Source organism: Algibacter sp. L4_22 (genome assembly GCF_023473045.1).
GTDB lineage: Bacteria > Bacteroidota > Bacteroidia > Flavobacteriales > Flavobacteriaceae > Algibacter.
The window spans coordinates 134,749-149,177 of the sequence record NZ_JAMCOK010000008.1 but is presented as its reverse complement, the minus strand read 5'-3'; the positions used below and the strand labels follow the sequence as shown (position 1 = coordinate 149,177).

Annotated in this window: 7 protein-coding genes; 4 read left to right on the top strand and 3 right to left on the bottom strand. The window is 33.0% G+C overall.

Going from position 1 to position 14,429, the window contains the following annotated elements; all coding sequences use genetic code 11:
• Positions 1 to 206 precede the first annotated feature (206 nt).
• On the bottom strand, positions 207 to 2,456 hold the full coding sequence (locus tag M4I23_RS18030) for a multiheme c-type cytochrome (protein WP_249755316.1): 2,250 nt from the start codon (positions 2,454 to 2,456) through the stop codon (positions 207 to 209).
• A 314-nt stretch (positions 2,457 to 2,770) separates the two neighbouring features.
• On the opposite strand from M4I23_RS18030, the gene M4I23_RS18025 reads away from it, so the two are divergent.
• Complete coding sequence (locus M4I23_RS18025; protein WP_158851064.1) at positions 2,771 to 3,463, top strand: nitroreductase family protein; 693 nt, start codon at positions 2,771 to 2,773, stop codon at positions 3,461 to 3,463.
• 45 nt (positions 3,464 to 3,508) lie between these two features.
• Here M4I23_RS18025 and M4I23_RS18020 read toward each other — a convergent pair whose 3' ends face one another.
• Both M4I23_RS18020 and M4I23_RS18015 read right to left on the bottom strand, forming a co-directional pair.
• On the bottom strand, positions 3,509 to 5,752 hold the full coding sequence (locus M4I23_RS18020) for a BamA/TamA family outer membrane protein (protein ID WP_306799998.1): 2,244 nt from the start codon (positions 5,750 to 5,752) through the stop codon (positions 3,509 to 3,511).
• Positions 5,753 to 5,806: 54 nt separating this feature from the next.
• Entirely contained in the window at positions 5,807 to 10,924 is a 5,118-nt protein-coding gene (locus M4I23_RS18015) for a translocation/assembly module TamB domain-containing protein (protein WP_249755315.1), read from the bottom strand.
• Between the two features lie 268 nt (positions 10,925 to 11,192).
• Between M4I23_RS18015 and M4I23_RS18010 the strand changes: the two genes are divergently transcribed.
• From M4I23_RS18010 to M4I23_RS18000, 3 genes are read left to right on the top strand one after another with little or no spacing between them, the layout of a single operon-like run.
• Positions 11,193 to 12,254 (top strand): pyridoxal-phosphate dependent enzyme, encoded by a 1,062-nt coding sequence (locus M4I23_RS18010; RefSeq protein WP_158851066.1) that lies wholly within the window; start codon positions 11,193 to 11,195, stop codon positions 12,252 to 12,254.
• A 42-nt stretch (positions 12,255 to 12,296) separates the two neighbouring features.
• Positions 12,297 to 13,367: a DUF1611 domain-containing protein gene (locus M4I23_RS18005; RefSeq protein WP_249755314.1), complete on the top strand. Its 1,071-nt coding sequence runs from the start codon at positions 12,297 to 12,299 to the stop codon at positions 13,365 to 13,367.
• The gene (locus tag M4I23_RS18000; RefSeq protein ID WP_158851070.1) at positions 13,367 to 14,428 is read left to right on the top strand and encodes a mandelate racemase/muconate lactonizing enzyme family protein; all 1,062 of its coding nucleotides are present in this window, start codon (positions 13,367 to 13,369) and stop codon (positions 14,426 to 14,428) included. Before M4I23_RS18005 ends, M4I23_RS18000 begins: the two co-directional genes overlap by 1 nt.
• Position 14,429: the final 1 nt, after the last annotated feature.

The following is a 14,429-nucleotide window of genomic DNA, read 5'->3' as shown; positions in this document are numbered from 1 at the left end:
TAAAAAAACATAATAAATTCATTTTAAAGCATTTAAAAAGTTATAAACACTAAAAAGTTAACAAATAATTTAAATTATAAAAACTTAAAACCTTTTATACTTTATTATTAAAAGCTCACAAAACCTTTAAATACACATCATTATCCGTTTCAAAAAACAGAGACAGAACCTATCTTTTAGAAGAGGTAAAAAACAACTTCTATATTTTAGTTAGAATTATTTAGCTGATTAAAAAAGCTTGTATATTGATTATTATTAGGATATAGTTGCACTAACTTAGAAGCTATATTTTTAGCTTTATCTTTTTGATGTCCTTTGTTATATATATAAGCTAACACATACAATAAGCTCTCATTATTAGAATCAAGCTTTAAACCTTTAGCAGCTATTATTTCTGCCTGTTTTAAATTATTCGTTTTATCATAAAGCAGACTTAAATTATAGTAAAACCTAATATTTTCTGGTCCAAATTTAATAGCAAGGTGCATTTGTTTTATTGCTTCATCTATTCTATTTAATTCAGCTAATAAAAGTGAATATGAATAATAGGTTTGGGCATATTCTGGTTCTAATTCAATAACTTTTTTATAAGCCACTTCCGTTTTTATAAAGTCACCATCTCTATAGTATAAATTAGCAAGATTTGTTCTTATAATATTATTAATATAATCAATTTCTAAAGCACTTTCATAACATTTAATTCCTGCTTTTAAATCGCCTTTCTTTAAATAATAATCACCTTTTTTTATTCGTCCTCCCACAAAATCTGAGGTCATATTTAATTGCGTTTCAAATTCTTTTTTCACTTTCTTAAAAACCGCTTTATAATCTTCAGGTATTTGAATTTCATCCAAATAACCCAACGCAAAAAAAGCTTTAACTCTTACAGATCGTTTTTCATCCTTTAACATAGGAAGCAAGTAACTTACGTAATCATTAGAGTTCATATTACTAATAACATCTAAAGTAGCTGCTCTTACTAATGGTGAATCATCATCTAAAAAACTAATAAGATCATTAACCGCATCGGCATCATAATAATTTCTAAGTCCGCTAACAGCAGAAGCTCTCGCCATATCTGGATATACAGAATCTTTAGCTAATTCCAACAGGTTATTTAACCCATTTTCATCGCCCAATAAGCCAGGCGCTAGAAGCTCGGAGAAATGTTTATAATCTGGCTCACCATACTGTTTTTTAAAATTTTCCCACGCCCACTCATTATCTTTATCCTGGTGACATTGGATACAAGCATTTGGTGTTCCATATTTTATACTTAAATCTGGTCTTGGAATTCTAAAACTATGATCTCTTCTAAAATCATTTCCCATATAATATTTACCCGTCATGTGGCAATTAATACACTGAGCGCCTTCTGTATTTTTATCGTGAAAATGATGTTCAGGCGTATCATATGTATCAGGAACGTGACATTGCGCACATAATAAGTTACCTTCAAACTTAAGCTTGTATGAATGTGAATCGTGACAATTAATACAAGTAACCCCATTATGATACATTTTACTTTGCACAAAAGAGCCATACACATAATCCTCATCTAAAATTTGTCCGTCGGGATGATAGGTATTTAAATTAATCAACTCAGGAAAATAATGATCCAACATAGTACCTTCAAAATTAAAATAATCAGAAATTTGTTCTCGTCTCATGTGGCACCTCGCACATTGATCTACCAAATCTTGTGAATCTGTTCCAACAGTCATTTTTAAATCTCCCGAAAACTTATAGTCTTTTCCTTTTAAATTAGCTTGCTCTACATGCGTTTTACCTGGCCCATGACAAGCTTCACAACTTACATTAATAATGGCATATTTGGTATCATAACTATCAGATTCAAAATCATAATTTTTTCTAACATTTGTGGAATGACAGTCTGAACACATAGTATTCCAATTTAAACCACCTCTAGACCAATGCAACCATTCTGAATGTACCACTTTAAAATCGGGATATAAATCAAACCATTTACCTTTTTCAGTATCCCAAGCCGTTCTTAAACATTGATAATGTCCGTTTGGAAATTGCACAATATATTGCTGTAAAGGTTTTATTCCGAAGGTGTACACAATTTTATAATCTTCATAAGTGCCCTCTGGCCCTTCGGTATTCACATAAAAATCGTCTCCTTTTTTATAAAAGTGAGAAGTTACCCCTTGACTTGTAAATTTCACATTATTAAAATCGGCCAAAATACTAGAATCGGAAACCTCTTGCATGGCTTTATCATGATCGGACCCTTGCCATAATTTAAATTGATCTGCATGACATTCCTTGCAGGTTTGATCTCCTAAAAAATGATTATCTGGAATTTGTTCTGTGGAAGCAAAAACATTATCAGTTTTGTTAGAAGTAGGCACATACTTAGATTTTTCTTTGCAAGAAAAAAGAGCAAACACCATAAATAAAATAACAATTGTTGTATTTGGAAGTTTCAATATTATGAGATTTTAAGTGTTAAAAATAACTAATTTTTATAACCCAAAATCTAACTATTATCATGTTTTACATGAATATTTTTATAACCTTAATTTTATAAGTGAACAAAAGCCTTCTTCCTAGCATCTAAGCAAGTAAATCCGCAAAAAAGCAAAATTTTCATCAAAGTAAATATAAACTGTAATAATTAATCTTAAAGTAAACTTTTGAGTCCTATTTTATTTCTTAACTTGTGTTTTTATTAAAAACAGGAACAAATTTCTTCGGATTTTTATTAATTAACCATAATGCAAATTCGACTTAAAACAACACAATGAAATCACCAAATCATATAATGCTTAATGGATATAAGCACATTTCTTTTGAGTCAGAAATATTTTCAGAGATTGAATTAACTGAAAAAAGTAAAACATTCTATAACTGGTTAGATAAAAGAAGATCCATAAGAGATTTTTCAGACACACCTGTTCCTAAACAAGTTATTGAAAACCTTATTAAAAGCGCATCTACAGCGCCATCTGGAGCTCACAAACAACCCTGGACATTTTGCGCTATTTCTAACCCATTGTTAAAAACCAAAATTCGAAAAGCAGCCGAAATTGAAGAACAAGAAAGTTATACAAGTAGAATGAGCGAACGTTGGAAAAAAGATTTAGCACCTCTAGCTACAGATATGAACAAACCTTTTTTAGAGACAGCTCCTTGGTTAATTGTTGCGTTTAAAAAGGCTTATGAATTAGATGAAAACGGAGAAAAAAACAACAATTACTATGTAAGTGAATCTGTAGGTATAGCCTGCGGAATGTTAATTTCGGCTATTCATAATGCAGGTTTAGTAACTTTAACGCACACACCTAGCCCAATGAATTTTTTATCAAAGCTCCTTAACAGACCAAGTAATGAAAGAGCTTTTTTATTACTTCCGGTAGGCTACCCAAAGTTTCCAACCTACGTACCCGATTTAAAAAGAAAAGATTTAGATGAAATTTCTGCTTTTTATGAATAGAAAAGCTAATGCAAAATATACGAAGCGCATAAGTCTCTTTTTAAATTAAAAAGGATATCCAATAGCAAAGTTAAGTACAGATGCATCTGTATTAAAATCTAATCGTTCACCTTCTGGTAATGAAGGATCGTGGAATGGTGTAGCCAAATCTAGTCTTATTACAAAACCTTGCACATCAATACGCATTCCTACTCCCGCGCCCATACCTAGTTCGCTTAAAAAACTACTAGAAAATGTATCGTTATCAATATCTGGATTATCTACAGAGTTCCATACATTTCCTGCATCGACAAAGACAGCTCCTTTTACAAACCCAAAAACAGGAAACCTATATTCTGCATTTACTTCAAGCCTAATATTTCCCGACTGGTCAAAATAAGAATCACTATCGGTTAAAGTTCCATCAAATGTTCCTGGCCCTAAAGACCGACTATTAAATGCTCGCACACTGTAAGGCCCTCCAGAGTAGTATTGTTTAGTAAACGGCAATACATCGCTATTCCCATAGGCATAACCATAACCTGCAAAAAGTCTCGCTGCAATTTTTTGGTCTTTCCCAAAATTAAAGTGATACCGCATATCAACATCCGCTTTGGCGTATTGCGCATATTCAGCATTTAAAAAAGTTTTAGGTTCTCCCGGTGTTTCTTCTTTTCCGAATAAGCTAAGCGAGTTCCCTGCAACATCTAAAAGTGCATTCAAATAAAACTGATGCTTTTTATTAGCATCCACCATTTCGTTATAGGTAAAAGAATATGTTAAACCAGAAATGAACTGCTGCTCAAAACTACTCTGTAAAAAAGTGTTTTCATCTAAAATCGTTTCAAACTCCTCTGTTGTATTTGAAAGCCTTGTATAATTTACCGATATAGGATTAATCTTGTGTGTTACATAACGATTTGCATCCCAAACATAACCAAAAGTTGCCGTGCCAGATAGCAAGGTATATAACTGGCTTCGACTTAGATAATCAATAGAAAGTCCCATTTTTGTTTTTGGAATTTCATATTTAAAAAAGTTAGTATTAATTTTAATAGGAAAAAGAACTCTAGGAAAAAATAGTTCTGCTCCCAAGCCTAATTCAAGACTTGTTAACCCGCTTTGGTTACCTCCCGAAATTTGAGTTTCATAACCCGTTTTTGCTGTAATATTAAGTGTTTCTCCTCCTTGATATAGATTTCTGTTTGTAAAAGTGAGTCCTAAAGCTGGTCCCGCAAAATTATTCGATTTTGTTACTGCCTGTAACTCCGCTCTAGCTGCACGCTTATTCAATGGAGATAAATATATACTAGCTTCTAATTTACCTATACTATCTTGCTCCGTATTATCTATTTCTTTATATTGAATATTAATAAATTTGTACGAACCAATTGTTGCAAGTCGTCTTGCTGTATTTTTTGAAGCCACAGGATCGTAAAGCGCATCTGCTTTTATTGTAATAAAAGGATCTAAATATTTTGGTTTAAAAAACAACTCATCACTTATATAATTTTTATTATTGAACACTACAGTCTCTAATTGCAGGCTATCTTGTTGTAAATCGTAATTAGTATAAACATTTATCTTTGTAACCATATACGGCACTATTGCTTTTTTAGGCACATCCTTTTTAAGCGTTAAAAACAAATCAAAACGCTTATTTTTATACTGACTAGTATCGGCTTCGAAAATCAAAAAACTAGGATTAAAATTATAATACCCCCTCTTTTTGAGTTCCTCATCAATGCGTTCTCTTTCTAGCTTCATACCAGCTAGATTAAAACGCATACCTTTTTCAAATTTGCTAGTCCCTACTATTGTTTTTATTTCATTTTGAAGTGGAGATGGTAATGAATCTATTTGATAAGTTTCCATTTCGTAAGATTGCTTTACGGTAACGCTATAGTCTACTTTCGCTGTTCTATGCTTCTCGTTATCTATAAATTTCGAGTCTGTTTTACTATAGAAAAACCCACGATTATTTAATCTGTTTTGCAATAATTCTTCAATCTCATATTTCTCTATATCGCTTTTGTAAATTGGTTTTTCACCTACCTGCTTATACATAAATTTATTAAAAAAGCCTGGAATGGAATCTTGTACTTTATAATAATAAAAAAGCCCTGGATACATTCCTAAAAATTTACTATTAGCTTCTGGCAATAGCACATCTTCCAAGGCTACTTTTAATTCAGGTTTATTTTTAACGGGAAGAGAATCATTATCATCTGTAACTGTAACCTCGTATCCATCAAATAAAAATTCGTCTTTAGGTATATATTTTTTAACACTACATGCTTGTATCAGCAAAAATAGAACTGAGCAAAAAATACTGCTGTATATGGTTTTTAAATTGGCCAATAGTTATTCTTTAATGGTTTTGTTATTTTCTGGTGTTGGAGTTTCTTTAATCGTATCTCCCAATGCGTTATTTAATTTCTCCTCAGCCTCTTTTTCTTTCAACTTCTTAGCCTCTTCCTTCTTAGATTTTGACCGTAGCATATCATCCCAAAGATCCTTAAACTGATTAAATTCTTGTGTAAATATTAACGCAATACCACTAACAATAGTCTGCCCATCAATAACATTCTCATATTCATTTCTTCGGAAACCTTTTAAACGATAGCGACCATTTTCTGTCAATAAATATTCTAAACTCACATTTCCAACAAGAGGTGTTGTTTCTGAAGAAGAACTACTGCCTTCCAAATCTACAGCACTTCCTACTCTTACAATTAACCTATCATCAAACAGCTTTTTTTGTGCGGCAATATCTAATTGAGTTCGTTCTTCCGGGCTATCACCTTGATAATCTGTATAACTATCTAACCCAAAATCCAATTCCAAACCTGTATCACCTAATAGTTTATCACTAAACACATTAAGTTGGTCTGCCAAGGCATCATTAATATTATCACGTGCTATGCTGGCAACACCACCATTACTACCATCACTTCCTGCTTCAGGATAAAATCTATTAAGCACTAATAAAGAGAAAATTTGTTTATTAAGTTCTGCTTCATCGCTGTTTAATTCTTGCACTTTGCCATAAACTAACCCACTTATAGCGCCCTGTTCATCTTCCGGCATATCCAAATTAAAATTAATCACGGGGGCTGTTAATTCTCCATCTATATTTAAATAGACTTCAAAAGGTAAAACTTGTTTAAAACGCTCACTCACGCTAGGATCGGATCCAGAAGTCACCGAAGCCATTAAAGACGATGCCGATGCATCTACATTATACAATGCTTTTACATCTAGATCAGCATCAAAAGGATCTCCAGACCAAGTTACTTTACTACCCGATACCAATTCAAATTTTCGGTTTACTAGATTATAAAGATTCATTTCGTAATGACCTCCAGCAGCGGTATAAATTCCCGAAAGGGTCATGTTTCCGTTAGGATTAATTCTAAAATCAAAATCACCATCACCATACACTTGAAAGTTATCTCCTGTATTTTCATCAATTATAATATTGACTTTTGCATTCTTCCCTACTTTAATTTTTGCCGCAATATCAAAACCTGATACTGTAGCTGTTTCCTCTTGCGTTCGCGTTAATATCGCATCAGGAATTTTACGATTTACAAAAATTACAACACCTTCCCTACTTTCTAGATTTACGGCTGTTGACGGCAGAACATATGTTATATCCGTATTTTCATCAATAGAAGCCGTTACATTTACTTTTGGAATTTGCAAATCTCCTTTTATTGTAATATCAGCATTAATAGTAGCTTGCCCATAAACTAACTCATTGTCTTTCTTGCTAGCATTTAGCATCTGAAAATTATCTGCTTTAACCTCCAAATTAAAAGTAGGATTTAAAAAACGCTCTGTTCCCACTTCCCCATTAACCATAAAGGTATTGTTCTTAGCATCGCGCACCGTAAAAGTATCCATACGCAAACCTTCATTATTGATAACAATAGACTCATTGATTAATTTAAAAGGAGCATTCAGCTTTTTAACTGTTAAAGCAGCATTATCAAATGTAATTTCGCCATCGTATTTAGGAGCTGTAAGTGTACCTTCTACATTAAAATCCCCTCGTAATGTTCCGCTTGTCTTTGTCAGTTCTCCTAAAGAAAACCCTTCAAGCGCTTTCATATTTATTCTATTAAGTGCAAGATCTAAATTAAGTTCTGCATCTTCTTTGCTAGCTTTGTAATCTCCAATTAAATCAAGATCTACTTCTGCGCCTTTAATAGCTGCATTAAAATTATATGCCGAGCCACCAAGAGATTTGGCATCTAACGTTAGTGTTCCCATTTCAACATCAAGTAAGTTTAATTGCTCGATGGTAAGATCGGCAATTATACCAGTTGCTCCAAAAGGATCTTCTACAACAAAATTACCCGAGAGTTTCCCCTTTGCAAACTTTTCCTCTGGATTTAAATAGTTTAAAAATTCGCTAAGTTTAAAATCCTGAAAATTTACTGCAATATGTTCTTTTGAAATAGAAGCTATATCATCTTTAAAAGAAACAGATTGTGTATTTCTGCTGAAATTAAAATCATTGAAATCTAAAGAATAGTCATCATTAAGCTTATTAAAAATAATTTCGTTAGTTTCAGGTGTGTTCCATTGTTTTTTCTGAATGACTAAATCTTCAGGTATTATATGAAATCTTAAACGCTCCCTATTCCCAGTAATCTGAGATTTTATTTGTATTAAGGTTGAATCATTTTGAAATGCCTCAAAACCCAAATCCAACTCGTTATTTACTTGATTCCCTGTAATTAAAGTCCGCTGAATATCCACAGGCCCAGCTTTAATATTTTTAAAACCAAAGTTGAAAATAAATTTATCTTTATCCGTATCCATAGAAAAACTAAGACTATCTATTTTATTTCCACTATAGTTAATTAATGGTGCCGTAATATTTGCTTGTAATTTTCTCAAATTCTCATCAAAATCTACAGCAATATTAACCGTATCTAGTTCCTCAATATTTACTAAAAACACTTCTTTTAGCAAAGGCGCTTCACTTATGGTACCTCTTATTTTTAATTTTACAGCATTTTTAACCGTATCCTTTATAATGGTATCTCTATAAAAATAGCTAGATACGTGATTTTGCAAAGCAGTAGAAAACGTTTCTGGATCTGTATTAGATTCCAATTCAAAATCTACAATTCTATTTTTTACTGAAAACGCAGTAAAATCTTTACGCACACGAGCTTTGGCATTTAAATCGCCTACTAAATATGTTTTATTATCATAAACTACTCGTCCATTTTCTAACAATGCAGAAGCATTATAGCCATCTCTATTCTTTTTAAAATTAGCCGATAAAATCAGCGCTGTTCTAACATCTCTTTGCATTAATCCTAAAGCTTGTAAATCGGCACCAATAAGGTTGAGTTTTACATTGGCCTCCGTTGCAATAGAATCCAATACTACAGACGCTTCTATACTTCCGTTTATATTTTCATCTTTGTAGTTCGATGTTATTGTCCCGTTACCATTGCTTAAAATTCCATTTAGTTTTAAATCCTTAATCTCGTAATTATTAAAAGCAAAAGAGCTAATAGTAGCATCTACAACCGCATCTAATTCATTAGTAGATCTCCCTGCGCCTTTAGCATTAATACTTAGACTTAAATTACCCAACTGCTCATTTTGTAAAAGTTGCCCCATTGCGTAATTATCTATACCTAATACGGCATTAAAAGCAATACGTTCGTTATTTTTAAATGTTCCTTTTACGGTTGCAACGCCATGTGTGGTTTTTAACTTGGCATTCGCAAACATATTGGATGGAGAACCTTTTACCTCAGCTAATAACTCCACATTTTTAGGTAAAGAAATACCCAATTCCTTTTCATTTACAAATTGTAAAATATCTGCTTTAGATGTTTTTGCGAATAACTTCGGAAAATTAAATTCCATTTCTGCTAGATCTGTCGCATTTTTAATAGTCCCTTTAGCCGAAATTGCAGTTCCTTTTCCCCAAGTAACATTTGCACTAGGAATTGAAATATTGGAAAGATATCCTGAAGCATTAAGGTTTCCGATAAGGACCTTTTTACTGAGTTTCTTTAAATATTCATTTTCTTTTAATTGAGGCTGAAAGGTAAAAACCTCATTAACATCAAATTGAAAGGTTGAAATATTGATATCAATTTTTGAAGTATCAGGTGCAGCAATTAATTGAGATACCGATGGATAACTAAAAGAAGCATTTCCGTTAACACTACTATTATAAGTATCCAAAATCAAATCTTTAACCAAAAGTTCTGTATCTGTAATCTTAACAGCTACTCCTATGTTCTTTAAGTTGAAACCTGAAAATTCGTTAAAATTAGTTTCAGTTATTGTTGCTGCAGCTTCTTTATCTTTAATAAAAATATTATTTCCTTTTAAAGTAAAAGACTCCAAAACAATGGCGTTAGGATTAAAAACACCTTTTTCAGCTTGAGCATCTCCAACAAAATACTGAATCTTATTTCTTTCAATATTTAGAGCGTCTATATTAAAAGCTATGCTTGGCCATTCAAAGGGTTTGGTCTCCTTAACTATTTCTTCAGCATTACTTGTACTAACTGCATTTACTGCTTTTGTACGAAATAGAATTTTTGAATCCTGTAAACTAAATAAAGAAATATTGATATCGCTATCTACAAGATTTGCCAATGGTATACGCAATTCTAAATCTGCAATATCCAAACTTGCAGACATACCATCACCAAAAGACTGATAATCTACATATGTGTTTTCTAAAGTGAACTTATCCAATGCTAAAATAGGCATGGTTGTAGGTTCTGTATTTGGAACTTCTACTACAGGAGATTGATGGTATTTTATCTTCGCATTTTTAAGTGCGATTTCGTTGGCCTTAAAAGTCATCGACTCTAGGTTAGTTTCACCCATATCCAATAGCAATTCATCAAAAACGAAATAACTATCTATCCCTAACACAGCATCATTAAAAACAACATTAATAGTTTTTAAATTTAATTCTCCTAGGATAAGTTCTAATGGTTTTGTATTTTCTTTTGAAGTTTTCTGTACGGTATCTGTAGTTGCAAACGCATCTATTAGAAACTGAAAGTTATACCCAGAAATTGAGTCTTTACGGGTAACGTTTGCTCGCAACCCATTTAAATCGAGTGATTCTAAACCTATACCGTTTCCTCGAATAATAGGAAATAAAGGAATATCTGCTTCTAGCGATTTAGCATAAACCAAAGTATCGCCTTTTTTGTCGTCTAGATATAACCCTTTTAATAATATATCGCCATCAAAAGTGATATATAGCTTATCAATAGCTACTTTAGTTTGGGTTTTGCCGCTAATATATTTAACCGCTTTATTAACAATAATTCCCTGTCCCCATTCACTGCGAATAAATAAAACTAAAAGTAGAAGAAACAGCAAGATGCCAAGCATAATTTTAGCAAAAATGCGTAGCGGCCTAAATCGCTTCTTTTTCTTAGGAGTCTCTTCTCTATTTTCGTTATCTACACTCAATCGGTATGCCTTAGCTATATTTATTGCAAAGCTATTATTTTTTAGGCTACTAATAAATTATAAAATGATAAGGTTTTAGTTAAAAGCGAATTATAGATGATTGCTGCAAAATATTTGAATAAACACACAGATTATATCAGTACTAAAACCCAACTTAATCAAGAAAAATTCAACTAAAAAAATTTAATAATAATTTATTAAAAAAAGATGACATATTAATTTTTTTGTATCTAAATTAGAGTAACAACTATTAAATGGATAAAATGCTATGTTATTAAGAGATGGCGTAAAAAATGCAGAGATTAAGGTCTCTTCGGAAACCCGAAAACTAAGTGATTTAGTTAAAGATAAAAGTAAATCACTTATAGATCGATTAGAATGTTTTGAAGATATTATTAATATAGAAGTTGGAGACACTGGGTTAAACCGTGCAAAAGCTCTAGAACGCGAGTTTGATATTCGTCAATTATATATTAAATATGAAGGAGACAACCCAACTGGCACACAAAAAGACCGTATTGCATTTGCACAAGTTTATGATGCTTTACGCAGAGATTACGATACTATTTCATTAGCCACTTGTGGTAATTATGGTGTAGCCGTATCGCTCGCTGCAAGCCTAGCTGGTTTAAAGTGCAAGGTATTTATTCCAGAATCTTACCATACGGAACGTATTAAGGAAATGGAAATGCTTAATGCCGAAATTATTAAACTTGAAGGTAGTTATGAAGATGTTGTAAAATCTAGTACAGACTATGCTTTCGAGTATGGTTGGTATGATGCTAATCCTGGTGGCGCAAATACACCTTTACAAATAACCGCTTATGCACAAATAGCCTATGAAATTGTAGAAGACCTAGGAGATGCTCCTAAATATTGCGCAGCACCAGTTTCTAATGGAACATTATTCGCAGGAATTTACAGAGGTTTTGTAACGCTTTATAAACGTGGTAAAACATCAAGGATTCCTAAAATGATTGCCGCATCATCAACTCATAAAAACCCAATAGTTAGTTCGTTTAAAAAAGGGTTAAGCATCTGTGAAGATTTAGATCCTAAAATTATAAAAGAAACTATTTACAATGAACCGCTTATAAATTGGCATAGTTTTGACGGCGATGAAGCTTTATTTGCATTAAAAGAATCCGAAGGAGAGGCTTTTAACGTAAGTGACAAGAAAATGAAAGAGATGGCAACTTTTCTTTTGAAAAAAGAGGGGTTAAAAATATTGCCAGCTTCAACCGCAGGACTTATTGGGTTATTAGAACTCGATGAAAAATTAAATTTTGAACCAGACCGCTTTGTGGCGGTCTTAACAGCAAAAAACTAACAAATTCTCCTTATAAAGAGAATGATTAAAACAAATTTAAAGATGAAAAAGAAAATAGATGGACGCGCACTTGTGTATTGCGAAGGCGCATTTAATACACCAAAAGGAAAAACAGCTCATGGTCTTGTACGTTTTACAGAACGTTATGAGGTTGTTGGAGTTATTGATAGCAAATACGAAGGTCAAGATGCTGGAAAAGCGCTTGACGGTAAAAAGAATGGCATTTTAATTTTTAAGGATTTAACATCTGCTTTAAAAGAATTACGTAATACAGGAGCCGTTCCTAAAACCTTGGTTATCGGGCTTGCGCCAGATGGTGGAAGATTACCACAGGAAGCAAAAGCAACTATAAAACAAGCACTTACCTTAGGCTGGAATGTGGATAGTGGGTTACACGATTTCCTAACTAACGATTCTGAGTTCGTGAAATTAGCCAAAGAAAATGGCAGCCGCATACGCGATGTTCGCAAAACACCGGATCGTGATACACTTCATTTCTTCTCTGGAGAAATTGAAAAAGTAGACTGTTTAAAACTAGCTGTTTTAGGTACAGATTCTGCAATAGGAAAAAGAACAACAGCTTGGTTAATTGTACAAGGACTGCGTAAAGCAAGCCGTAGCGCCGAAATGATTGGAACTGGACAAACCGCTTGGATGCAAGGTGCAAAATACACCATGATTATGGATAGCTGTATTAACGATTTTGTTTCTGGCGAGATAGAACATGCCGTAGTAAGTGCTTATAAAAACGAAAAACCAGACGTTATTGTTATTGAAGGTCAAGGTAGTTTAATGAATCCTGCTTATCCTGGAGGTTTTGAAATTTTAGCAGCTGGTCGTCCAGATTACGTTATTTTACAACACGCTCCTACCCGTAAGGAATATGATGGTTTCCCGGGCTATAAACTACATTCACTAAAAAAACAAATTCAAGCAATTGAAACTATTTCTGGCGTAAAAGTATTAGCCATAACTGTTAACCATGAAGGCATGAAAGCAGAAGATATAGAACCTGCGTGCGAGGCTATTACTAAACAAACAGGCTTACCTGCTTTTGATGTGTTAGCACATGGCGCAAATGAATTAGTTGAATTATTAGATTCAAAATTATAATGAAAATAACAAACGTTTCTTACGAGCGTCTAGATTTAAAGCTCTCAGAGCCTTATACCATCGCTTACGAAACTATTTCGAAGGCAGTAAATTTTATTTTAAAAATTGAAACCGATACACATGTTGTTGGTTATGGCTGTGCAGCACCAGATTCTGTTGTAACTGGAGAATCTCCACAAGAGGTTGAACAAGATATCAAAGATATTATTATTCCTTTTTTAAAAGGAAAAAACAGTTACATGAGTACAAAAATATTGCAAAATCTAAAACCGCTTTTAAAACGTAAATCCTCTGCTTTGGCAATGGTAGACATGGCTTTATTAGATTTAGTTGCTCGAAAACTAGACACCCCTTTGTATCAGTTTCTAGGAGGGTATCGCCATAGTATTCCAACGAGTATTACACTAGGTATTTTACCTATTGAAGATACATTGCGTATCGCAGAAGGTTTTGTAAAAGAAGGTTTTTTTATTCTGAAGATAAAAGGAGGACTTTCAGTTGAAGAAGATATTGAAAAGATGATACGCTTACGCGAAATGTTTCCGAGCACACAATTACGTTTTGACGGAAACCAAGGCTATACCGTAAAAGAAGCTATTGCCTTTTTTGAAGGCACTAAAAAAGTAGATATTGAAATTTTTGAACAACCTACAAAAGAAGGTATGGACGAACTTTTAGGCCAAGTAACCAAAAACACAGGAATTCCGGTTATGGCAGATGAAAGTATAAAAACATTAAAAGACACCTTTCGCCTAGCCCAAAACGAACGTGTAGATATGGTTAACATAAAACTAATGAAAGTAGGTGGTATTCGTGAAGCTATGCATATTAATTCGGTTGCACAATCTGCGGGTTTAGAAGCCATGGTAGGATGTATAGATGAATGCAGATTAGGTATTTCAGCAGGATTACATTTTGCGCTTTCAAGACAAAATATAAAATTTGCTGATTTGGATGGTCATTTAGATATGATTGCAGATCCTTTTAAAGGATTGTTTAAGCTAGATAAAGGAATTCTTTACCCAAGTGAAGCTGCAGGATTAGGTGCTATAAAAAACTAGA